At 39.9% G+C, this 23937-nt stretch carries 20 protein-coding genes and 1 tRNA gene; 10 read left to right on the top strand and 11 right to left on the bottom strand.

Annotation, left to right across the window (positions count from 1 at the left end; translation table 11 throughout):
- The first annotated feature begins 34 nt into the window (after positions 1–34).
- On the top strand, positions 35–652 hold the full coding sequence (gene pnuC / locus GQR53_RS07070; RefSeq protein ID WP_165743326.1) for a nicotinamide riboside transporter PnuC: 618 nt from the start codon (positions 35–37) through the stop codon (positions 650–652).
- A 3-nt stretch (positions 653–655) separates the two neighbouring features.
- Positions 656–1462, top strand: coding sequence for a phosphotransferase (locus GQR53_RS07065; RefSeq protein WP_165743324.1), 807 nt, complete (start codon positions 656–658; stop codon positions 1460–1462).
- Between the two features lie 3 nt (positions 1463–1465).
- On the opposite strand, the gene GQR53_RS07060 is transcribed toward GQR53_RS07065, so the two are convergent.
- A complete protein-coding gene (locus GQR53_RS07060; protein WP_024604886.1) occupies positions 1466–1648 on the bottom strand; it encodes a hypothetical protein in 183 nt (60 codons plus the stop codon).
- Positions 1649–1894: 246 nt separating this feature from the next.
- On the opposite strand from GQR53_RS07060, the gene GQR53_RS07055 reads away from it, so the two are divergent.
- From GQR53_RS07055 to GQR53_RS07045, 3 genes are all read left to right on the top strand, one after another.
- A tRNA-Arg gene (locus tag GQR53_RS07055) sits at positions 1895–1969 on the top strand.
- Positions 1970–2181: 212 nt separating this feature from the next.
- Positions 2182–2715: a DinB family protein gene (locus tag GQR53_RS07050; RefSeq protein WP_165743322.1), complete on the top strand. Its 534-nt coding sequence runs from the start codon at positions 2182–2184 to the stop codon at positions 2713–2715.
- A 1-nt stretch (position 2716) separates the two neighbouring features.
- The gene (locus tag GQR53_RS07045; protein ID WP_165743321.1) at positions 2717–3421 is read left to right on the top strand and encodes an NRDE family protein; all 705 of its coding nucleotides are present in this window, start codon (positions 2717–2719) and stop codon (positions 3419–3421) included.
- A 119-nt stretch (positions 3422–3540) separates the two neighbouring features.
- On the opposite strand, the gene GQR53_RS07040 is transcribed toward GQR53_RS07045, so the two are convergent.
- Positions 3541–5304, bottom strand: coding sequence for a GNAT family N-acyltransferase (locus GQR53_RS07040; protein ID WP_165743319.1), 1764 nt, complete (start codon positions 5302–5304; stop codon positions 3541–3543).
- Between the two features lie 334 nt (positions 5305–5638).
- Here GQR53_RS07040 and GQR53_RS07035 point away from each other — a divergent pair, with 334 nt between their 5' ends.
- A complete protein-coding gene (locus GQR53_RS07035) occupies positions 5639–6853 on the top strand; it encodes an HD-GYP domain-containing protein (RefSeq protein ID WP_165743318.1) in 1215 nt (404 codons plus the stop codon).
- On the opposite strand, the gene GQR53_RS20840 is transcribed toward GQR53_RS07035, so the two are convergent.
- Positions 6813–7136 (bottom strand): hypothetical protein, encoded by a 324-nt coding sequence (locus tag GQR53_RS20840; protein ID WP_165725768.1) that lies wholly within the window; start codon positions 7134–7136, stop codon positions 6813–6815. The two genes, GQR53_RS07035 and GQR53_RS20840, sit on opposite strands and share 41 nt — an antisense overlap.
- A gap of 283 nt (positions 7137–7419) precedes the next feature.
- On the opposite strand from GQR53_RS20840, the gene GQR53_RS07025 reads away from it, so the two are divergent.
- Positions 7420–8673 (top strand): outer membrane protein transport protein, encoded by a 1254-nt coding sequence (locus tag GQR53_RS07025; protein WP_165743316.1) that lies wholly within the window; start codon positions 7420–7422, stop codon positions 8671–8673.
- 117 nt (positions 8674–8790) lie between these two features.
- On the opposite strand, the gene GQR53_RS07020 is transcribed toward GQR53_RS07025, so the two are convergent.
- From GQR53_RS07020 to pepA, 3 genes are all read right to left on the bottom strand, one after another.
- Positions 8791–11646, bottom strand: coding sequence for a valine--tRNA ligase (locus tag GQR53_RS07020; RefSeq protein ID WP_165743314.1), 2856 nt, complete (start codon positions 11644–11646; stop codon positions 8791–8793).
- Positions 11647–11699: 53 nt separating this feature from the next.
- Positions 11700–12146 (bottom strand): DNA polymerase III subunit chi, encoded by a 447-nt coding sequence (locus GQR53_RS07015; RefSeq protein WP_002962020.1) that lies wholly within the window; start codon positions 12144–12146, stop codon positions 11700–11702.
- Between the two features lie 149 nt (positions 12147–12295).
- On the bottom strand, positions 12296–13807 hold the full coding sequence (gene pepA / locus GQR53_RS07010; RefSeq protein ID WP_039490278.1) for a leucyl aminopeptidase: 1512 nt from the start codon (positions 13805–13807) through the stop codon (positions 12296–12298).
- Positions 13808–14116: 309 nt separating this feature from the next.
- On the opposite strand from pepA, the gene lptF reads away from it, so the two are divergent.
- Both lptF and lptG read left to right on the top strand, forming a co-directional pair.
- Complete coding sequence (lptF, locus tag GQR53_RS07005) at positions 14117–15229, top strand: LPS export ABC transporter permease LptF (RefSeq protein ID WP_002962016.1); 1113 nt, start codon at positions 14117–14119, stop codon at positions 15227–15229.
- Entirely contained in the window at positions 15226–16293 is a 1068-nt protein-coding gene (gene lptG / locus GQR53_RS07000; protein WP_165743306.1) for an LPS export ABC transporter permease LptG, read from the top strand. The genes lptF and lptG overlap by 4 nt, the downstream gene beginning before the upstream one ends.
- Before the next feature lie 80 nt (positions 16294–16373).
- On the opposite strand, the gene GQR53_RS06995 is transcribed toward lptG, so the two are convergent.
- The 3 genes from GQR53_RS06995 to GQR53_RS06985 all read right to left on the bottom strand — a co-directional run bounded on the left by GQR53_RS06995 (position 16374) and on the right by GQR53_RS06985 (position 19195).
- Positions 16374–16874: an RDD family protein gene (locus GQR53_RS06995; protein ID WP_165743304.1), complete on the bottom strand. Its 501-nt coding sequence runs from the start codon at positions 16872–16874 to the stop codon at positions 16374–16376.
- A gap of 171 nt (positions 16875–17045) precedes the next feature.
- Entirely contained in the window at positions 17046–17810 is a 765-nt protein-coding gene (locus tag GQR53_RS06990) for a DUF6515 family protein (RefSeq protein WP_165743302.1), read from the bottom strand.
- Positions 17811–18055: 245 nt separating this feature from the next.
- A complete protein-coding gene (locus GQR53_RS06985; RefSeq protein WP_165743301.1) occupies positions 18056–19195 on the bottom strand; it encodes an alkene reductase in 1140 nt (379 codons plus the stop codon).
- An 80-nt stretch (positions 19196–19275) separates the two neighbouring features.
- Between GQR53_RS06985 and GQR53_RS06980 the strand changes: the two genes are divergently transcribed.
- A complete protein-coding gene (locus tag GQR53_RS06980) occupies positions 19276–20193 on the top strand; it encodes a LysR family transcriptional regulator (protein WP_206013204.1) in 918 nt (305 codons plus the stop codon).
- Here the strand turns inward: GQR53_RS06980 and GQR53_RS06975 are convergent.
- The gene (locus GQR53_RS06975; protein WP_165743298.1) at positions 20188–21255 is read right to left on the bottom strand and encodes a cytochrome c peroxidase; all 1068 of its coding nucleotides are present in this window, start codon (positions 21253–21255) and stop codon (positions 20188–20190) included. The genes GQR53_RS06980 and GQR53_RS06975 overlap by 6 nt on opposite strands.
- Entirely contained in the window at positions 21248–23926 is a 2679-nt protein-coding gene (locus GQR53_RS06970; RefSeq protein ID WP_165743297.1) for a TonB-dependent receptor plug domain-containing protein, read from the bottom strand. The genes GQR53_RS06975 and GQR53_RS06970 overlap by 8 nt, the downstream gene beginning before the upstream one ends.
- Positions 23927–23937: the final 11 nt, after the last annotated feature.

Below are 23937 nucleotides of genomic sequence, written 5' to 3'. Positions count from 1 at the left end.
AACAATCTGCACAACTAAACGGTAACTGCATAATATGGACTTTTTAACACAAACCTTAAGTGGTTTTACAGCAATGTCGCATTGGGAATACATTGCGGTAGGGTTGTCGATGGCGTACTTATTATTGGCAATAAAAGAAAGCTTATGGTGTTGGCCAGCAGCATTTTTTAGCACGCTCATTTATACAATAATGTACTGGAATGGCGCATTGCTCATGGAGTCGTTACTTAATTTTTATTATATGTATATGGCTGTATTTGGGTGGGTTGTATGGCGAAAAGGCAAAGCTGAAAATCTAAATATTACCTCGTGGTCGATAAACCGTCATGCTGTTTTAATTAGTTTAACAACCGTAGCTGCAATAACTATTGGTTACGTTATGCAAAACTATACGCATGCCGATTTTGCTTATCTTGATAGTTTTACAACGTGTTTTGCTGTAGTAACTACTTACTTAGTTGCTAAAAAAGTCCTCGAAAACTGGTTGTACTGGATTGTAATAGATGCAGCTTCCATGTATTTATATTATGAAAAAGGCTATTACCCAACGCTTGCGCTCTTTATATTTTATACCATTATAGCAGCGTGGGGCTTTAAAACTTGGTACGAAGAGTACGAACAAAGCCAAGCTAAGCCGCTAGCTCAGCTTTAATTAATGATTGAGCATACTCAGTTAGTAAAAATGTGTAGGGCGTTTATAGAGCCTACGAGCGTTATTTCAAGCGAGCGACTACTTAATGGTTTTAGTAACGATAATTTTTTAATACGTACCAAACAACAAGGGTATTTATTAAAGTGTTATAAAAGCCATTGGCCAGCCATAGGGCTTGAAGCACAGCGTTTTTTAAGTGAGCTTAATATATGTCCTGCGCCTGTTTGGCTCGATAAAAAGAATAGCCGTGCGGTATTTAATTATATTGAAGGTAATACAGCGCAATCGGATATAACGCTTAGCTTTATTAATAAACTTGCTCAAGTGCACAATTACGCAGTGTCTACTGCGCCAATGGATATAGCTAAAGAGCTGCATTTTTATCAAAGCACCGGCGTATATACGCAATATAAACCTCAAATAGAGCAGGCACTCAAAGTAGTTGCAGCCATGCAATTTGATGAAGGCTTTTGTCATAATGACTTGGTAAAAGATAACATTATTGTAAATGCTTCGGGCATGTATTTAATTGATTTTGAGTACGCGCAAACTAACGATGTATATTTTGATTTGGCAGCCCTTGCAGTGAGCTTTAATCTTAATGAGAGTAGTGAAAGTACATTGTTAAACAACTATAAAAATAGCGTTGATAAAACAAGCACGTTTTACCCATCAATAGATAAGCTAAATTACTATAAGCTGTTTTTTTTGGTGTTATGTATTGCTTGGTATGAGGAGCGCAGCATAACTAGTAAATCTATAATGTTACGTGCGCAGCTAAATAAACTTGTTACTAATACTTTTTTATAAAAGTTACAAACCACCAAAGCGTTCAGCGAGCTCTTTGTACTTTGTTACTTCTGCGGCATCAAATTGTGGCTCGCCGTTTTCGTCTTCTGACTTAGCTATTAGTAAACTCTCGCGAGCAAGACGCTTAACACGCTCAACTTTTACACCTAAAAATTCAGCGGTTTGCTCAGTAGACATTAAACTCATTATTATTTCCTCGTATTAAACTAATCCTCACAGCGACAATCATAATTTTAATGTTACTAAACCGTTACTGTTTCTTATCTAATAAGAATAAATAGCGTGTTTTTAAGCCTTTGTGAAGTGTTTTATTTAAAACAGCTTAATTAATAAGCATATAAGCTGATCTTACTGGTATTTATTTAAAGATCTCTTTATCATTGCCAGTGCTAAAGCACTGATATCGCGAGTTGGTGTGGCGGCAACAAATGTGCTCTCGTGGTGAAATGGATATCACGTGGCCCTCCGGAGGCTGAGTTGTAGGTTCGATCCCTACCGAGAGCGCCATTTGCTTTTATATGTATCAATTATCCTCTTTATATTACCTAGCTTCTTATTAATTACTCTTATATTTAAAAGTGCATTTACTGCAAAAACTTTGAAAGTTAATTTTAAAAAACAGCTTTCTAGTTATTTATACAATGCAAAATTAGCATCCAAAAATCATGTTGTAATTATTTACATATAAGATTTAGTGATAAATGAGGAAGACCGATTCAATGTTAAATAGTCAATTAGAGATACTAGCTCAAGGACACGCTTATCTTGAAGGTGTAACTAAAGAGGACTATTCCCAAGTCATTACTCCTAACTTTATTAGCTCGGCAGGATCTCATATGCGACATATTATCGATCATTATCAATCTTTAATGACCGGCTTTAGCACGCAAAAAGTAGATTATGATTGCCGCTTAAGAGGAGGAGATATTGAAAACTCTCCAACTGCTGCAATAAAAAAAATTGCCGAAATAACAACGTGGATTGAGCAGCTAAGTCCAGATGATTTTAATAAACCGTTATCACTTTCAAGTGAAGTTTCGATTAAAAGCAAAAATGTACAAACAGTAACAACATCACTTGCGCGAGAGCTTATTTTTGTAGGCAGTCACGCTGTGCATCATTACGCGATGATTTCACAAATTTCTTTTGCTCAAAAGTCGCAGCTCGATCAAAGCTTTGGTTTAGCACCAAGTACAGCTACTTTTTTAAGAGAAAATAGCCAGCCAGCACAACCAAAATCGATGCAAAATTAAAATGTGCACGTTAAGCTACTTTTTAACTGATGATGGCTACGAGCTATTTTTTAATCGCGATGAGCAAAAAACACGAGAAACGGCAATCGCTCCAAGTAAGCACCAGGGCAATGCAATTTTCCCCATTGATCCGCAAGGAGGAGGTACTTGGCTTGGGGTATCGCATTTTGGGCAAACACTCGCATTATTAAATGATTACCAAAGTGTATTTGATATAACTGCGGTAAAGCATAGTAGAGGTCTGTTAATCCCTCATTTACTGAGCAATAAAACCCCTGCATTGTACCAATTACAAAACATGGATTTATCGGGCTACGCGCCTTTTAAGTTGTGTATTTTTCCGGATGGACTATCGATAAATAACAATAACGTGGTTTTTGTTAGGTGGGATGCAAAGCAGTTGATCCACTGCCAAGTTGAACCACTTGCTACGTCATCAGGTGTTGAGCTTGAAACGGTGACACAAAAGCGTAAACAACAATTTAAGCAACTTATTGATTTAAGACATCCTGAAAGTGAGCAGTTTTTAGCGTTTCATTACAGTAAAGCCGAACAAGGGCAATATGGCGTAAACATGCTAAGAGAAGATGCAATGACGGTCAGTATTAGTCATATTAAAGTTGGTAACACTATACGCTTTAATTATTTTGATAAGCAGTCTCAGCTCATTAGTAGCATTGGTTGTTTAAAAGTGGCTGCAGCTTAACTAAATATTTTTATAGTCATAACTATTACATAATTAAAAACAAAAAAGTCGATGTAATTAATTACATCGACTTTTTTGTTAACTGTATTTTACCTGCTATATTAAGCAGCAGGTAAAAATTATGAGTGATTTATATAATCATCCTTTTTATCACCAAGGTAGAGCCTAAGTAGCTTTTCAGGCGCACTTGGTAGGTGCACACTTAAAAGTAATCTAGGGGTGTGATTAAAGTTGCTATCAATGCCCATGCAATGAAATTGAGCGCCTAGCTTATGATATTGCTTTAATAAAATCGGTATGTCTTTTTTATCTTCTTCTATTCCCATAACCAATGCTGATACATGATCTATGTTTAACGTGTGATCACTAATGAAGTCTTCAAACTCTGGATGAATTTTATTATTAAAAGGCGTATTTGCGCTAACACCTTGTTTATTATTAACCATAGCATGGTCAATAATTGCGACAGAACGAGGGTCGTAAAGCTTACTTAATGAAACCGTGCCATATAAAGTCCTATAACGTGGGTTTTGCGCCATAAACGCACCGATCCCTTTAAATAGCAGTAATAAGCCATGGTAACTGCCTTGATGTTTTTGAACTATAAACGAGCGACCCATTTCCAAGCACGGCTGTTGCTGATTAATAAAAGAGGGTTCAAAATTAAACATTTGCGATAAATAAAGGGCGCTCACGTCGCTATTTTTTTGTAATAAATCAGTTTGTCCAATTCGATAAGCTCCAATGATCTCTTCATTTTTATGATCAAAAATAAATAAATGCATGTAGCTTGCGTCAAACTTATCTGTATCACATGGCTCACCGCTTCCTTCGTTTAATGTACGAAAGGTTATTTCTCTAAGGCGTGTTATTTCAGCAACACAATTAGGTATTTGATCTTGATAACCGTAATAAACGGAGTAACTTTTAAAGTCTAATAAGTGCTGCTCGCATGGTAAGCTAGCAAGTTCACTCGTCATTTTTGTTTTATCAACATCCTGCATAATCGCTTTTAGTTGCATTGACTGGGCATCTTCTTGCCAAGGTGTTACGAAGCGTTCATCGTTTAAATAGCAAAGCAGGCGCGCAATATCGTTAATGTCGTCAGTTTTCTCAAATTTATTTAATAACTTGGGTGTAAGTAAATTACCAGCACCTAAATTAATGGACCTTTTTTGAATTTTAAGTAATTCACGTATTAGCATTAATAATCTAAATCGGTAGTAAATACGTCCCAAATTGTAAAACATAGGGCTATTTTGACCACTAATAAACACAGGTAATAAAGGGGCTTGTGTTTTTAAGGCTAGTTGAGCGGTTAAGCGATTCCATTGACCGTCGGTTACACGTTGTTTTTTTGATTGAAAAAACGAAACCCTGCCAGCAGGAAAAAGCACAAGTAAACCATCGTTATTTACATGTTTAAAACACTGTTTAATTGCACTGGTATTAATAGCTGCTTTTGGTTTTAGCGGATTGGCAAAAATAAAATAATCTTTAATTTCTGTAAATATTTTTAAACCAACGTTAGCCATTACTTTAGTATCGCTACGATAATGGGTGAGTAATTTGGCAATTATTACGCCCTCAATCATGCCATAAGGGTGGTTACATACTACTATGCAAGGGCCTTGTTTAGGTATTTTGTTAATAACACCTTGTGCGCCAAGTACATTAATACCCAATACATTTAAAAGCTTTTCACTAAACTCCTGCTTATCTAAACCCGATAAATTATTAGAGAGGTATATATCACGCAGTTTATTTATACCTAATAAGCTATCGAGTAGTGGAGCGGCTACTTTTAATATATGACCCAAAGGCGAGGCTGTGTTTATTGCAGCCACACTTAGGTTTGATACGGGGTGATTTAATTTTGTCATATACGTTGATGCTCTTAAATTTTTATAGCTGTTGTGTATATTTAGACCGAGGAAAAACCACATTATGTTCAAATTAGGTTAATTAAGTTTGTTTAAAAGCGTAAAAATAATACTCAAATAGTCTTTTAAGTGCTAAATGGTTGTAGGTTATTAAGAAAATAGAAGAGGGTTTTAATTATCCATAAAATAAGGTTACCCACTACAGCTAATAAGAGTGATACAGCAAGTAATCCTTTGTAGTTATATATCACTACTTACAACTCAAAAACTAGACTTTTAGGCTTAATTAATGATATTTAAGGTACATATTCCTTAATAGAAAAATCCCGCCTTTATGCTAATTACTTTGCCCGTATCTGAGCTTACTCCTGGTATGTATGTTGATAGCGTTACTAAGCAACATGAAGGGATCAATAGCATAAAAATAAAGACCAGTGGCTTAGTGCGCGACAAATCTATTATTAAGCGTTTAGTGTCTGAAGGGGTGCTTGAGCTGCTTATAGATTTTGCTAAAGGTGATGCCCCAGTTCCTGCCAAATATAAGCCTCAAAGCAAACCTAAAACATCTAATAGCCAGCAAAAAGCCGAAAAAACACCTATAGCAATCTCAATTGAACAAGAATTTGCTAAAGCGAGTGTCAATTACGATCAGCATGGCCGAAAGCTACAGTCGTTATACGGTGACTTAACATCTGGCCTGAGTGTTAATATAAAAGTGCTTGATGAAATAGCCAGCGAAATAGTCAGCTCAGTTTTTCGTAACGCCAACGCCATGACTATTCTTACTCGTATAAAAGATAAACACAGCTATAACTGGCGGCATATGATCAACTGCGCCATTTTTACCGCTGTATTTGCTAAATACTTAGGGTACAAAATGGCTGTTGTGCAAGAGCTTGCCATGGGCGCGTTACTTCATGATTTAGGCCAAGCTAAATTACCGCAGGGTATATTTTCAAAGCCAACTAAGGTTACTAATAATGAGCTCTTAGCGATTAAAAAGCATGTAGCGCAAGGTTTGGGTTTAGTTAAAGGCGAGAAGGGTATAACACCCCTTATGCTTGATATGATAGTGAATCATCATGAGCGCTTAGATGGCTCTGGTTATCCGCGAGGTCTACAGGCAGAGAAGTTAAGTCGTCCAGCGCGTATAATGGCAATTGTAGATGTGTACGATGCAATGACTGCCGATAGAATGCATCAAGATGGTGATGAACCAATCAACGCATTGCGGTACTTATTAGCCAATAAGCAATTGTTTGATGGTGAGTTAGTACAGCGTTTTATAAAGTGTTTAGGGGTTCATCCGGTAGGAACTATTGTAAAATTAACGAATGAACGTTTAGCCTTAGTGCTTGAAGGGAACGTATTAAATCCTATTAAACCTAAAATTAAGCTATTTTATAATGCTAAGCACAATCATCATGTTACACCGAAAGACATCGATTTAAGTGAGCACACCCAAGAGCTTAAAATACTATCAAGTGTTAAGCCCTTAGATTATCAGATTAATTTGTCTCGCCTGCTAAAAGAGCATTTGTTGAATTAGCCTTACTGCATTGCCTTTTTTTAGTTTGTTTTGCAGAAATAAACGCACCCAAAAAGCAATTTCCCATCAGTGTTAACCATAACAAAGTGCCTAGCTCTACGTGCAATGCAAAACAACACAGCGCTAAAGAAATCAACGCATTTAACATTGCCCCTAGCCAATAATGGTTTACGGGGTTATCGCATTGTCCTGCTTGAGTACATGCACAGTAGTTTGCTTTGTAAAAGCAAAACACACTCGCCCCACAAAATATTAGCCCTGTAATAATAAATAAAATGATCACAGTTTTACTTCCATTGCGATTTTATAATGAGTGTAAGTTGCTACTAATTTCAAGTCAATCTAAATGATAACTAATTACATTTAGAGTGTTTGCTCTAATACCACACTTCTCATCCGATGAGTTTTAAATAGTTGTTAAAATGCCGTTAAAAAACATGTTTTTTACTGTCTTTTGACGTATTAATAGAGTTTTTTACAAAAAATTAAGGTAGTGTAATCACGTTTTAAATCCTAATAACAACACACATAGTACCCAGACAGTCAGTTTGGTTAAGGACTCAACAATGAAATTTTCTAAAACTCTTATTGCAGCTTCGCTTGCATTTGTTTCAGCTGATAGCTTTGCAGCTGCGTTTCAATTATCAGAGCAAAATGCATCGGGTTTAGGCCGTGCATACGCTGGTGAAGCTTCTATCGCAGACGACGCGTCTGTAGTTGCACGTAACCCTGCACTAATGACTTTATTTAAAGAGAAGCAACTAAGCGTTGTAGCAATTGGCGTAATTCCAGATGTAAGCTTAGAAGGTGAAAGTGCCCCAGCAGGTATTGATGAGTCATCATTAGATGACGATAGCATTGCACCAAGTGCAGTGGTACCAGCAGCTTACTTTACTATGCCTTACAGCGATAAAATCTCACTTGGTTTTGGTGCATTTTCTAACTTTGGTTTATCAACAGACTTTGATGATGATTACTCAGCAGGTCAAATTGCGGGTAAAACAGAAATATTTACTGTTAACTTAAATGCAAGCGTTGCTTATAAAGTTACTGAAAAGTTTAGCTATGGTATTGGCTTGAATGTGATTTATGCAGAAGCTGAAATTGTTCGACATTTAGGTGAGACTCCATTACCTCTTCCAGCTCAAACAGAAGCAAGAAATTTAAAAGGTGATGATACTGGTTTCGGCTTAAATGTGGGATTGATGTACCAGCTAGATGATAATAGTCGTTTTGGTTTTAATTACCGTACTGAAACAGATATTACATTTGATGGCGATTTCTCTAGTGCTCTACCAACAAATTTTGGTGGTACTAATGGGGTGAAATATCCTGGAGCTGTTGATATTACGCTTCCTGCAATAGCAGAGTTTTCTGGTTCTCATCAGTTAGATGATAAGCTAGGCCTACATTACAGTGTATTATGGACAGGATGGAGCAGTTTTGAATCATTAGAAGCGCAAGTAACTGCGCCGACGGGTGATAAATTTATTGGATTTAGTAAAGATGAGAGTTTTTCTGATTCTATGCGCTACGCAATAGGTTCTGATTATCAATACAGTGAAAACTTATTGTTACGCGCAGGTGTTGCTTACGACGAATCACCTGTATCACAAGATCACTTATCTATCTCTATTCCAGATACAGATCGTTTTTGGTTCTCATTTGGCGGTAATTACGCAATTGACCAGCAATCAAATGTTGATTTAGGTGTAAGTATTATTCGCGGTAAAACTCAAAACTTTAAAGAAGATGGATTTGAGTTTGAGTCAGAAGGTAATGCAGTACTTATTGGTGCTCAGTACAACTACAAATTCTAATATTTGTATAAATGCTTAGAGCTTAGGCTCTGGGCACAAAAAAGCCGCTCACTTTAATTAAAGTGAGCGGCTTTTTTAATGCCTATTAAATAGTGTTAATAGGCATTTTATGAAAGCTTATAAGCTTTCTATTTTAGTTTTTTGCTCAAGTAGCTTAGTTTTAGCATCGCTAAACTCAGCCAGTTTTGCATTTTCTTTAGCAAGTACCGCTTCAGGTGCGTTATTAACAAACTTTTCGTTAGCGAGTTTGTTTTGCACTTGTGCTAGGCCTTTTTCTGCTTTTTCGAGTTGCTTATTAATACGCGAAAGCTCGGCTTCTACATCAATTAAGCCCGCCATTGGGATCATGATCTCAAGGTTGCCAACATAAGAAGTCGCACATGCAGGTGCCCCGTCTTTGTTTTCAAGCATTGTAAACTCTTCAATTTTTGCAAGTGATGCTAAAAATGATTTGTTTTCTTCAATGCGGCGCACGTCGTCGCTTGATGCATTAGCAAGTAATACGCTAAGTGGTTTACTTGGGCTAATATCCATTTCACCACGAATATTACGAATAGCTAAAATGAATTGTTTAACCCACTCTAAGTCGTCCATCGCTTTAGCATCAACGCTTGCTTCATTATATACAGGGAACGGCTGAACCATAATGCTGGTGTTTGTTGTTTCAAGGCCTGCAAGAGGTGCAACACGTTGCCAAATAGTTTCAGTGATGTACGGCATCATTGGGTGCATTAAACGCAGTAAGCTTTCAAGTACGGTAATAAGTGTATTACGTGTACCACATTGCTGCGCTTCATTACCTTTAAATAATACCGGCTTAGTTAGCTCTAAGTACCAATCACAGAACTGGTTCCAAGTGAATTCGTAAAGCGTGTTAGCAGCTAAGTCAAAGCGGTAGTTATCTAAATGCTCTGTGTAGGTTTTAACTGTTGACTCAAATTGACCTAAAATCCAGCGGTCAGCTAATGAAAGCTCTTTTTGTGCGTCGTTTGCAAAACCACAGTCTTGCTCTTCTGTATTCATTAATACGTAACGGCTCGCGTTCCATAATTTATTACAGAAGTTACGGTAACCTTCAAGGCGGTTCATGTCCCAGTTAATATCACGACCGGTAGATGCCATTGCAGCAAGTGTAAAGCGAAGGGCGTCGGTGCCGTGTGCCTCAATACCGCCTGCAAATACTTTACGCGTATCTTTTTCGATTTTAGCGGCAAGTTTTGGCTGCATCATGTTACCAGTACGTTTTTGTACTAGGTCTTCAAGTTCAATGCCGTCAATCATGTCTAGTGGGTCAAGTACGTTACCTTTTGACTTAGACATTTTATCGCCATTATCGTCACGTATTAAACCAGTTACATACACGGTTTTAAACGGAACTTGTGGTTTGCCATTTTCGTCTTTTACAAAGTGCAGCGTCATCATAATCATGCGCGCAACCCAGAAGAAAATAATATCAAAACCAGTTACCAGCACGTCAGACGGGTGGAAGGTTTTTAAATCATCGGTATTTTCTGGCCAACCTTGTGTAGAGAAAGTCCAAAGCGCTGATGAGAACCACGTATCAAGTACGTCTTCGTCTTGGCTTAGCGTTACGTTATCAGCAATGTTGTTTTCACGGCGAACTTCGGCTTCGTCGCGACCAACAAATACATTGCCTTCACTGTCGTACCAAGCTGGAATGCGGTGACCCCACCAAAGCTGGCGTGAAATACACCAATCTTGTACGTCGTTCATCCACGAGAAGTACATGTTTTCGTATTGCTTAGGTACAAATTGAATATCGCCGTTTTTAACAGCGTCTTTTGCAGGTTCAGCAAGTGGTGCAACACGTACATACCATTGGTCGGTAAGTAGTGGCTCAATTACCACACCAGAGCGATCGCCGTAAGGAACCGTTAAACCATGGTCTTCAATTTTTTCAAGCAAACCTAGTTCTTCAAATTCTGCCACAATTGCTTTACGTGCTGCAAAACGATCAAGGCCGTGCAAGCGCTCAGGTATTGGTGCATCAAACTCAAGCTCTTTACCGTCAAAGGTGTATGTTTCACCTTGGGTAAGAATAGCGGCGTCTTTATCGAAAATGTTGATCATAGGCATTTGATGACGCTTGCCCACTTCGTTATCGTTAAAGTCGTGCGCTGGGGTTATTTTTACACAGCCCGTGCCTTTATCTTTATCGGCGTGTTCGTCAGCAACAATTTTAATACGACGATTAACGATGGGTAATAAAATCTCTTTATCGATTAAATCTGTGTAGCGTTCGTCATCAGGATTTACTGCAACACCTGAGTCACCCAACATGGTTTCAGGACGTGTTGTTGCTACTACTATGTAGTCTTTTCCGTCTTGTGTTGTAACGCCATCAGCCAGTGGGTAACGTAAGTTCCACATGTGGCCTTGCTTGTCTTTGTTTTCAACTTCAAGATCAGAAATAGCCGTGTGTAATTTTGGATCCCAGTTTACTAGGCGTTTGCCTCGGTAAATTAGGTTTTCTTTATGAAGGCGTACAAACACTTCTTTAACGGCTTCAGATAGGCCATCGTCCATGGTAAAGCGTTCACGATCCCAATCAACCGATGCGCCAAGGCGACGAAGTTGCTTAGTGATAGTGCCGCCAGATTCTTTTTTCCATTCCCAAATTTTATTAATAAAATCTTCGCGGCCTAAATCGTGGCGTGTTTTGCCTTCTTCGGCATGCAGTTTACGCTCAACCAACATTTGCGTTGCAATACCTGCGTGGTCAGTACCTACTTGCCATAATGTGTTGTTACCTTGCATACGTTTAAAACGCGTTAGGGTATCCATTATTGTATCTTGGAAGGCGTGGCCCATGTGTAAGCTACCAGTGACATTTGGCGGCGGGATCATAATTGAATATGGTACGCCTTGGCCAGATGGCTTAAAGTAGCCTTTTTGTTCCCAGTCTTGATATAGAGACTGTTCAATATCTTGCGGATTGTAGGTTTTATCCATTACACAGAACCTTAAATAAGTACTTAAATTAGTTGGTTAGTTTGCCTGATTGGCTAGCTATTAATATCTTGCGTGGTGAGATTGGCACCGAGTTGGCGTAGCTTTTTAAAACGCTCGCGGGCTGCTTGCTTAGCAGCTGGTTCTACGGGTACAAAATCAAAAACTTGGTTAAACCGACGAATGTAATCCGGTAACTGAGTAGCCAAGTTAATTAAAACTTTACGATTGCCAACAGGTGGCGTAATACCAATTTCTACAGGTGCGCCGCCTTTAGGGCCTTCACCTTGTAAATTATGTGGCACAAAACTATCTGGATCGAATGCCCAAATTATTTCATCAATGGCACAGGCTGCTTCGTTATCGTTAACACAAATAAACACACGCTGCCCATTTCGATACTGATCGGCTGCAATTTGAGCTGCCAATGCAAAATGATCGTCAGCCTTCGCTTTAGACTCATCTTGTTGCTTTAGAACGAAAAATTTAGCGTTCATGTTCATTGTATCGGGGTTTCCCATGACATTGAATGTATACCAAATTGATATACACAAATTAAGAGGCAGATTTTGCCATATAACGGGGTTTGCTTCAATTAATACACAAATAAATAAGGCGCCAAATGGCGCCTTATAAATAGTTAAATAGATTATTAATCGTGCGTAGCTTCGCTTACACCCGCTCGGTTTAATAAATACTGAGTAAGCATAGGAACAGGACGGCCCGTTGCGCCTTTTTTAGCGCCACTGCGCCATGCTGTACCGGCAACATCTAAATGTGCCCAATTATACTTTTTAGTAAATTTAGATAAGAAACATGCCGCAGTAATAGTACCCGCAGAGCGTCCACCTAAGTTCGTAAAGTCAGCAAATGGGCTTTCTAGTTGATCTTGGTAGTCATCCCATAACGGTAACTGCCATGCACGGTCGCCACTTTGCTCAGACGCTTTTAATAAATCGTGTGCAAGTGGGTTATGGTTTGATAGTAAACCAGTAGCATGCGCGCCAAGGGCTACAATACACGCGCCAGTTAGCGTTGCTACGTCAATAACCGTATCTGGGTTAAAGCGTTCAACATATGTTAGTGCGTCGCATAATACTAAGCGGCCTTCAGCGTCGGTGTTTAATACTTCAACTGTTTGCCCCGACATTGTTGTTAAAATATCACCTGGACGATACGCATTTGAGCCAGGCATGTTTTCACAACCCGCTAAAACACCAATAACGTTAATCGGCAATTGCATTTGTGCAAGTGCACGCATTGCGCCAATAACGCCTGCTGCTCCGCCCATGTCGTATTTCATTTCGTCCATGCCTTCGCCTGGTTTTAATGAAATACCGCCTGAATCAAACGTTAGACCTTTACCAACAAGTACAATAGGGGCTTGGTCGTCAGCGGCGCCTTTGTAGTTAATAATCGACATAATCGATTCGTTATCACTACCTCGACCAACAGCTAGGTAAGAATTCATACCAAGTTCTGCCATTTGCTTTTCGCCAATAAGATCAACAGTGATGTTGTCAAAATCAGTTGCCAGCTCTTGTGCTTGTTCACCTAAGTACACAGGGTTACAAATATTTGGTGGCATATTAGCTACGTCTTTACATAGCTTACTACCTGCTGCAATGGCTAAACCATGCTCAATAGCGCTTTCGCCAATAGTTAGTTCGCGTCGTGTTGGTACGTTAAACACCATTTTGCGAAGTGGACGACGAGGGTCTACTTTTTTACTTTTCAGTTGGTTAAACGTATATAGGCAGTCTTGCGTTGTCTCAACTGCCTGACGTACTTTCCAGTAGGTGTCGCGACCTTTAACGTGTTGCTCTGTTAAAAAGCAGACTGCTTCCATAGAGCCCGTTTCGTTTAAGGTATTTATAGTTTTAGAAATGATTTGTTTATATTGCTTATCATCAAGCTCACGCTCTTTACCACAACCAACAAGCAATATGCGCTCGCTTAATACATTAGGTACATGATGCAATAATAAAACTTGGCCTGGCTTACCTTCTAAATCGCCACGGCGAAGTAAATTAGAGATATAGCCATCACTAATTTTATCGAGTTGTTCACCAATGGGGGATAACCTACGTGGCTCGTAAACGCCAACCACAATACATGCGCTGCGCTGTTTTTCTGGGCTACCACTTTTTACGTTAAATTCCATTGTTACTCCTGGTTTTGAGTCGTTTAAGTTACTAAGTTGGGGCTAAAAAAGTATTTTCTAGTCTTATCTACGTAACTTATGTAAGGATAATTCTTATTTTAGCTGATTTTGCTAGACTCTTACTGTGTAATTGAACTTTATATGCTTAAGGGCTACTAATGCAACATTATATCGTGCACTTAGGTAGGATAATTAATTTTGATGGCTTATAATAATAGCCTATTTGCCGGTATTAATTGGGTAAAATAGCTATTTAACTATTCAATTCTCACTATCGTAGTGAAATTCCATGTTTAACAGGGGCGAGCATTGCTAATTTTCCGTTATTTGACCGCTGAGGTTTTAAAATCGCAGGTCGCCGTATTTTTAACTTTGATGACAATATTTTTGTCACAAAAGTTAGTTGGTATTTTAGGTGATGCCTCTGAGGGCAGCATTCCTGCTAAATTAGTGCTATCGATGATTGCATTAAAACTTCCACAACTAGCCTCGCTAATACTTCCGCTGAGTATATTTTTAGGCATTATTTTAGCCTACAGCCGTATTTACGCCGATAGCGAAATGACCGTACTTAAAGCCTGTGGCGTAAGTGAATGGTATGTTGTGCGCGTAACACTTATATCAAGTGTAGGGCTTGCTATATTAGCCGCAGCACTGACTATGTATATAGCGCCGTGGGCAAGCGAGCAAGAGTATCAATTAAAAGAGCAAGCCAAAGCCGATGCGGGGTTATCTGCACTCAGAGCTGGGCGGTTCCAAGAAACCGGTAACGAAAAAGCCGTGGTGTTTATTCATAATATTGAAAAGGGTGGCAAAGAGCTCAATAAGGTATTTGTTGCACAGTTACCCGATAGCGAAAAAGGCAACTTAGCGCGCTTGGTATATGCAGAGCAAGGTGTTGTGGTTGAAGCCGTAAATGGTGAGCAACAGCTCGTACTAACAGACGGTAAACGTTACGAAACAGATGGCACAACGCCTGCACTTAACTTAACAGAATTTGATGGTTACAGCGTACAAATACGAGAACAAGAAATAGAGCATCAACGCCGTAAATTAGAGGCTGTGCCTACTAATCAATTACTCGCCATTAATACTCCAGAATCTATTGCTCAATGGCAGTGGCGACTCGCTATTCCGTTATCAATTCCGCTACTTACCTTACTGGCAGTACCGCTAAGTGTGGTTAATCCTCGCCAAGGTAAATTTGCAAAACTAGTACCTGCTATAAGCTTGTACTTAGGCTATTTTATTTTACTAAATGCCGCTAAATTTGCAGTTGAAGATGGCAAAATTCCGCCTTCAATTGGCTTGTGGTGGATTCATCTAAGTGCCTTGTTTATAGGTGGATTATTAATTATAAAAGGGCGACCGTTGGGCGCTTGGCTTAAAGCCGTTGTAACTAAGCGGGAGTTAGGCTCATGATGAAAACACTTGATTGGTATTTAGGGCGCAGTATTTTACAAACTACCGGCTTTGCATTGTTGGTACTTGTTGGTATTAGCACCTTAATTAAGTTTATCGACCAGCTAAAGTCGGTAGGGCGTGGTAGTTACGATTTAATGACCGCAATGCTTTACACTTTGTATACAATACCTGGTGATCTTGTTGTGTTTTTCCCTATGGCTGCGCTAATTGGTGGCTTAACGGGGTTGGGGGCACTTGCCTCAAACAGTGAGCTGGTAGTGATGCAAGCGGCTGGTATGTCGCGCTTACAAATAATTGGTTCTGTGATGAAAACGGCCATATTTATGGCTGTATGCATTATGGCACTTGGCGAATGGGGTGCACCTGAAGCGCAATTACACGCCAAAGAAATGCGTAACCAAGCAATACATGGCGGCGATGTATTTAACACACAAAAAGGTGTATGGGCTAAAGACGGCAGCAATTTTATTAATATTGAAGATGTTGACGAAAACGGCAGGCTCAATGGGGTACACATGTACCACTTTGACAAATCGTTAGAGCTTACCCAAATCACTAAAGCAAAAGATGCACTGAGCCGAAAAGAAGGCTGGCTACTTCGTGATGTAAATAAGGTTATTATTACGAGCGAAAAAACCACAACAGAGCAACTACCAGAAGAGTTTTACCCTTCACAATTGACTGCTGAAAAGTTAGGGGTTGTTTCGGTAAAACCAGAGTCACTCTCATTTACTGGGCTTTGGTCGTATTTAACTTATTTAGAGCAAAACGAACAAGACACCAGTACCTACGAGCTTGCTCTGTGGCGTAAGCTTATGCAGCCTGTATCTGTAGCGGTAATGCTGCTGGTGGCGCTCTCGTTTATATTTGGCCCACTGCGTACCGTTACTATGGGCGCACGTATTATTATGGGTGTTGTAACGGGGATCGTGTTTCACTTAACTAATGAAATATTTGGCCCTGTAGTTATGGTTTACCAAATACCTGCCATTATAGGGGCGGTATTACCCAGTATTATATTTATAGGCTTTGCGACATATTTGATGAATAAACGGGTATAGAGTACCTATTCAAAGCATTAAAAAGGGTGACCACTGGTCACCCTTTTTGCTTTTTAATTACCAGTTTTGGAAAGCTGGTATTAATCAAGCTCACTATAAATACGCCTGTTCTCTTCTTTAGTAAGTGTAATAACTTCTGTTTTAGAGATGTAATCTTGTAGTGCCTTTTTGTTTTTAAAATCGACTAACACCACCAAATTACCTAAACCGAGTAAAGCGCTAACGCTGCGGATAATTGATTGCGGCCAGCTAATTAAATTACCTTCAAGAGTTTGTACTTTTAAACGCCATGCACGCATGCCAATGGTTTGCCCGCTTTTAGTCCAAAAGTAGCCAAAAAATACTAAGCTAACAATAATTAAAAGAGCGGTACGAATACCCGAAAGAAGATTTGAATTTTGAATAAAGGCAGATACATCCTCTGCGCCATTTAAACTAATTACATCGAGAGAAATAAGCCCTTGTACTGCAAATAAATACAGCACTACAGTTAACATCGCAAACGCAATAATGGCTAACGTATCGTAGACCAACGACGCAAAACGGCGCCAAAAACCAGCACGTGGAAACTCACCCGACATAAATACACTCTCACTATTAATATGCGAGCTAGTTTAACAAAAAAGCTTACAAATACTAAGACATGTTGATGCTTAGAGAGGGAATTGATTTTATTGCTTTAAGTTATTACCTACAGGGGAAATGAAAAAGACCCTGCTATTGGTAGCAAGGCCTTTTAATTTATAGCGAGTTTAACCTAGCTTAATGGCAAGGTATTTTATGTCGTCACCACTTATTTGCGGTAAAAAATAAATATCGCCGTATTTAAAATACTGCTGCGAGTTAATTATTACGGCCTGTGCAGCCTGAGGCAGTGAGTCGTAAGTTTGGCCCAAGCTATAGTCATTCACATTACCCACTTTTACTGCCTGATTAAGGCGAGTTGATGGCTCATCAACAACCGTATAACCATCATTATCCGCAATGTAGTACACATTTTGATAAGTGTAGTAAGTCGTATTATGGTGTTTAAAATGCCTGTAATTTCTTGGTAGCGTATTTATACGCAGGCCTCTAGGTGGTTTAACAACATGGTAGCCTCTTTTAGCTTTACGGTAATAAAGGCCGTCGTTAAACGTAAACGAAATACCATTAAATCTGATTGATGCGCTATTGCGTGGTAAATGGTTTATAAATCGATTTTGTCTGTAAGCGACTGAATTGTGATGGCTTGTTAAGTAGTTATATTTTCGCTGGTTGTAGCGGTGTAGTTCACGCTTTTCATGTTTGTACTTAGCAAGTTTACGTTTTTCTTGCTTACGGTCTTCTCGTTTTTCTTTTTTATGTTCAATACGCTGCTTTTTTTCATGGCGGCGTTCATCGCGTTTATATTCAACACGTTTTTCGTGGTCACGTTTAAAGCTTTTATCATTCTCTCGCTCGTTTTGTGCTCCAAGCGCAGAGCCTGATACTGTGCCAATGGCGAGCAGGGCAGGTAGTAAAAAAGTAAGTTTCATAGTATTGCCTCGTTTATGTTTTTACATAACTGGGTTCAATACTAGCGGCTCAAACTGAATGTTAACTGACATACAACAGCAAACGGAGTTATGCTTACAGCTTTTTACATTTTACTGACGGTTCTTGACATAATCTCTAGTTTTTGACGATTTTAGGAACGTTTTAATATATCAAAATGATTAGTCGTGTCACAAAAAATGGATATGAAATTAGTAATTAAGCCTTCCTTGGCTTTGCAGGTTAATTACTTTTGATAAAAAGGATAATCGCTATAACCTACTTCGGTGCCGCCATACATAGTGGCTGCATCGGCCTCGTTAAACGTCCAATTATTTGCTATACGCTCTGGTAAATCAGGGTTAGCTATAAATGGGCGACCAAATGCAAATAAATCACCGTAACCTTCACCTAAAATACGTACCGCTTTTTCTACTGTGTATTTACCTGCATAAATAATGCGACCTGAAAATTCAGCTCGTACTGCTTTATAAAATTCTAGTGGTAAATCGGGAGCGTTATCCCAATCAGCTTCAGCAATCGATAAGTAAGCAATACCCGCTTGCTCAAGTAATTTAACGGCTTGGATATAAGTGTGATGAGGGTTTGATTCAACAAGCCCTAAATACACTCGTGTTTCATCTGTGCTTTCAAATAAAGGAGCAAAGCGAACACCTAAACGGTTTGCGCCTACAACGTCACTTACCGCTTCAACTATTTCTTTTAAAAATCGCAGGCGATTACTAAGCGTTCCACCGTATTGATCGTCACGGTTATTAGTATGCTCAGAAATAAACTGATTAACTAAATACCCGTTAGCACAATGAAGCTCCACACCATCAAAGCCAGCTTCTAGAGCATTGCGTGCAGCTTGCGCATACATGTTTACTAGCTCGCCAACCTCAGTAGTACTTAATGCTCGGGGCTCACTTGGGTCAGCCAATACGCCTTCACCAGGTGCGGTTTCAATAAATACTTTTACGTTTTCAGCAATAATATCTGAAGGGCCAACCGGTTTACCTGAATTTGGTTGTAGCGTGGTGTGCGATACGCGCCCTACATGCCAAAGCTGAGCAAAAATAACACCGCCTTTAGCGTGTACTGCTTGTGTTACTTTTTTCCAGCCTTCAATTTGTGCTTGCGAGTGAATACCTGGGGTCCAAGCGTAACCTTGCCCACGAGGCTCTATTTGTGTGCCTTCGGTAACCATAAAACCAGCCGATGCACGCTGCGAGTAATACTCAGCCATTAATTTATTAGGAATATTGCCAGGCTGAGTGCTGCGAGAGCGAGTAAGAGGAGGCATCACAATACGGTTTTTAAGTGTAAAAGGGCCAAGCTCAATTGATGAGAATAAAGGAGCGGTATTAACTAATTCTGATTTCATTTTAAATTCTCTTATAAAGCAAACAAAGGCTTAAATAGTGGTTAAGCAACATTGGCAGCATAGAGATTTAAAGATACAATTTGAAACAATACTTTTTTGTGCAGCATACAATTATGAATGGTATCAGTCGGCTCGATATAAAACAGTTAAGAGTACTCAGTAGCTTATTAGAACTGCAAAATCTTTCACAAGTAGCCAAAAAAATGGGGTTAACGCAACAAGCTATTAGTGAGCAACTACGAAAACTACGAGACTTATTTGACGATCGCTTGTTTATTCGCCAAGGCAATAACATGGTTGCTACTCCTAAAGCGCAAGGGCTCAAGGCACCTATTAATAATATTTTAAAGCAATTAGAGTCGTTACTAGAGCCCGAGCAGTTTAGCCCGCAAACTTATAAAGGTGTGTTTACCATAAGCGCAACCGACTACGCCACGCAGGCCTTATTGCCGCAATTATTTAATATTACTCGCCGCGAAGCGCCAGGTTTAAAGCTGATTGTGCGCGACTTTGCATCAGATAACGTTAATCAACTTATAACGGCAGGCGAGCTTGATTTGCTGATAAGCTTTCCAGAATTTATACCCGACAACCTTTCTTATATCACTTTGTTTGAAGAACAGCATTTGTGTATTACCGGTATAGGTAACACTACTTACACTGAACCTTTGAGTTTGGCGCAATTTGCAAAGTATCCACAGCTAGTGGTGTCGCCATCTCGTGCAAATTTGCGCGGATCGCACGATCAGTGGTTTGAAAGCCAAGGGCTAAAACGTAATATTGTTATGTCGGTACCAAGTTTTTCTGCGGTGCCCGACATTTTACATACAACCGATATGCTCGCGTTTTACCCATCAAGATTATTACCAAACAGCAAAGTTAAACAGCTAAAAATAGAAGCTCTGCCTCCTACATTTAAAGTAATAGCCGCATGGCACCCGCGTACTAATAAAAGCCCTATTCATAAATGGTTGATAGAGCAATTACAAAACTTATAAAATCCGTAAAAATGCAACAAGATCTAAACGCTCTTGCTTGGTGAGTTTTAATGGTTTTAACAATTTCGTCGTTTTAGGAAAGTGTGGATCGTTTAATTGGCTTTTCCTAGGCTTAGGTCTTGCTCCACCATGGTTGTACATGTTTACTATGCCTAGTAGGTCATCAAAAAGCCCATTGTGCATCCAAGGAAATGTTTCAGTTAAACCAAGTAGAGAAGGGGTTCTAAATAACCCTATATCACTTGGATTATTTGTAAAATTAAACCGGCCTTTATCTTCAAAACTACGGCCGTAGTAATGAAGGCCAGTGCCATGAAATTGGTTGTCACTTAATAGTGCGCCATTGTGGCAAGTCATACATTTTGCTTTGGTTCTAAATAAATGTAATCCGTTTAATTCATTTTCGGATAAACGTCTCAGCGCTTTTTTTGGATTACTCTGAACCTCATTAATAAATGATTTAAAGCGAGTATTAGGTGCAATGAGTGTTCGCTCAAATGCAACGAGGGCTTCTGCCATTTGTGCCATAGAGAGCGTATTTGAATTAAAAGCACTTTTATTAAATGCCGTATAGCTTTTATCTTTATTGACCCGCATTAAAGCTTTTTGTGGATCTAAGTCCATTTCAATTGGGTTGCTAATGGGCATAAGTGCTTGTTGCTCAGCTGTTTTAGCGCGACCATCCCAAAAAAAACTTTGCCACTGATCTATACCAAAAATTGCAGGGGTATTGCGTGTGCCGATTTTCCCATCAATACCCACTGCGGTTGTGCGGCCATCATGAAAGCCTTTGTCGCGCTCATGGCAGGTTGCGCAGCTAACGGTATTATTACGCGAGAGCTGCACATCATGAAAGAGCTTGTCACCTAAAGCAACATGCTCAGGTTTTGGCGAGGCTACAGGCAAAAGCGACATGGGCTCAACGCTTCTGCCATCACTGGTTTGAATAGCAGGCCAGTGTGCTTGGCCTTTGCTATACAGTGAGCGTAAATCGTGGCTACTTGTTGGTGTGGCGTTTAAGCTAAATGAGCACAGAAAAAAAATGCTTAATAACCTAATCATAGTTATAGCTAACTCCTAGCCAAAACATACGCCCAGGCTCAATACCAGATGCGCCTTCGTTTACTGTGTAAGTACGTGCATTCAACAAGTTAGAAATATCTGCTCTTATTTCAACTGACTGGGTTTTTGTTAGGTTGTGGCTATAGCGCAGGCTAAGGCCTAGCATGGTTCTGGCACGAATTTCTTGTTCTTCGTATACATCAACAAGTGTTGATTCTGCAGGACAATTTGCACAGCTCTGTTCAAGGCCTATGCTTTCGCTTGCGCCGGTACTCACTGCGCTGGTGTAGCTATCACTGAAGGTTACGTTAAGCCCTGTGCTTAATGAATTGCTCCAATCAACATTCCAACCTAGCGCACCGGTAATCGGAGTGCCAAAGTTTGTACGAATTTGATCAAGTTGTCCAAGCGTTACAAGCTCGCCGCTGCCACTTGCATTTTCGTAGTAAACGAGTTCGTCAAGGGGGGTATTTTCAGCAGTGGCATTGTAGTCGTCGTTAGAGACTTTGTTTTCAGCGTATGAGGCGTTAGCCCATAATGAATGGCTACCAAACTGCGCGCTCCACGAAATAGAATAGCGCTCTGAGCTACCATCACCTTCGTTGGTCATACGAATATATTTATAGCCATCGCTACCTGCTTCTTCATCGGTAACCTGAGAAAATTGCTGATGCTTTTTACGTTTGACATATTTAAGCGATACATTACCTGCTTTTTCAAATGAATGTGCAATACCTAATGCGAGTTCGTCATCGTACGGGGTGTTTACATCATCAAAGTGGTACTTAAACGCGCCAGTATAGTTAGAAGGTAGCCACCCTTGCAGGTAACCGTTTTCAATTGGGCGGTATTCTCGATATGAAAAACGCTGCTGTTCTTTGACTTTATAACCAATAATGGCAGAGTCGTAATAGCGGTTAACGCCTGCACTAATAATAGTGCGGTTGTCGTTAAATACGTCGTAACCCAGCGATATACGTGGCGCGATATTATGATTTGCTAAAAAGTCATCATATTCGTAGCGCATACCTAAGTTTAGGTTTAGCTGTCCTAATGTGATGCTATCGGTTACATAAAACGAGGCACGATTAAGTGTTACGTTAATGTATTCGGCAGGGGTGACTAAACGGCCATTAAAATACTGCGCTGTAGCGGTTACATTATTTGTATAGGCAGTAATGTGCGATTGATTATTAAAATCAATTTCGCCACCAAGTTGTGCTGCTAACTCATCAATAGAAATAGTGGTTTGAAGTGCTTGGCAATCAAGTGTGTAACCGCTGCAATTAAGTGGCGTACTCGCGCTAGACCATATAATAGGGGAGTCGTAGCTGTAGCTATTTTGTATGCGTTCGCGTTCTACTTCTTGGCGAATAAGTTCAATACCGGCTTTAATGCGGTGCTCAGTGCCTGCAAACTCCAGCGTTTTAAAATCAAGGGTGTTTTTCCAGCTGGTGGTGTATTGGGTATTATCTAGGGCGCCATATCCCCCTTGGCGAGAGTAACGAGTTTGCGCATCGCCTTGGTCGGCGTATTGCCCCCAATCTTTCCCTTTGGCTTGTAGCCAGCTATAAAAGTGAGCTGGGCCTTCTCGGCTGCTGTCACTCATACTAAAATTAAGATTACTGTGCCACGATGCAAAGTCAAAATGCTCGGTTAATGCCGCAACGGCGCCAATAGCACCGCCTTCTAAATGAAAGTCACTGTCTTTGGCATCCGTTATAAAGTTATCAACTTCGTATGGGGAGTACATTAGTGTTAAATCTAGTGCATCTACCCAGCCATTTCGGTAGCCATACTTCACAATCGCATTTATGTTTGTTCTGCTTTGGGTTTTTACTTCCCCTAGCGATAAATCGCTGATGTCGCTGGTTAAGTAATTAACGCTCATCATTAATCCATGGCGCTCATTAATTTGTTTATTAGCACGCAGGTTATAGCTAATTTTTTCGTATTTAGGCTCTTCAAGAGTACTTTGGTCAACATTTTGCTGTGAACTGTCTTGATCAGCCTCAATAAAATGATAACTCCCCCAGCTACTTTGATTCCCCCGCACGCCAAAACTAAAGCTGTTATTTGCAAATACGCTTTTGGTTTTACTATCAACAATACCACCCGAAAAACCACCAAATTCAGCCGGTATGTTATGGTCGTAAACTGTGATTGATTCAACTATATCGGAGTTCACGTTCATACTTTGTACGCCACCCGACACATCGTCTGATGAAGAGCTTAATCGGCTGCTGCTTGCTGGGTCTATACGGTTATTGTAATTTAACCCATCTAACGAAAACCCTGTTTGCCAAGGCTGCGCCCCTGAGATTGATATTTCTGGCGCGCTGATCTCAGCTAAGCTACCAATAGAGTACGCTTCGTTACTTAGCTGCACGCCAGGGAGCAATGCAATTAGCTCATTTATATCGCCATTGCCTTTAGGTGTGGCGTTTATAAAATCACGGTTTAAATAAGAACGCCCAATAACTTCGGGTACTTCTATGCCTATGTACTGGCCTTTTACTTCAATATGCTCAAGTGCTTCACAGCGCTCTTTTTGCTCATCTTTAAGTTCGTTACATGGCTGTGGCTTTGGTTCGGTCTGCTGTTGCTGCTCTGCGGCGTATACACCCTGAGAAAGCAAAAGCAGACACGCGAGGGTAGTCGGTGTCTGCATTTATTACGGCT

This window comes from Pseudoalteromonas sp. Z9A6 (genome assembly GCF_011378805.1).
In the GTDB taxonomy this organism is placed as follows: Bacteria; Pseudomonadota; Gammaproteobacteria; order Enterobacterales; family Alteromonadaceae; genus Pseudoalteromonas; species Pseudoalteromonas distincta.
The sequence above is the reverse complement of the archived record's forward strand: the minus strand, read 5'-3'. Positions and strand labels throughout refer to the sequence as shown.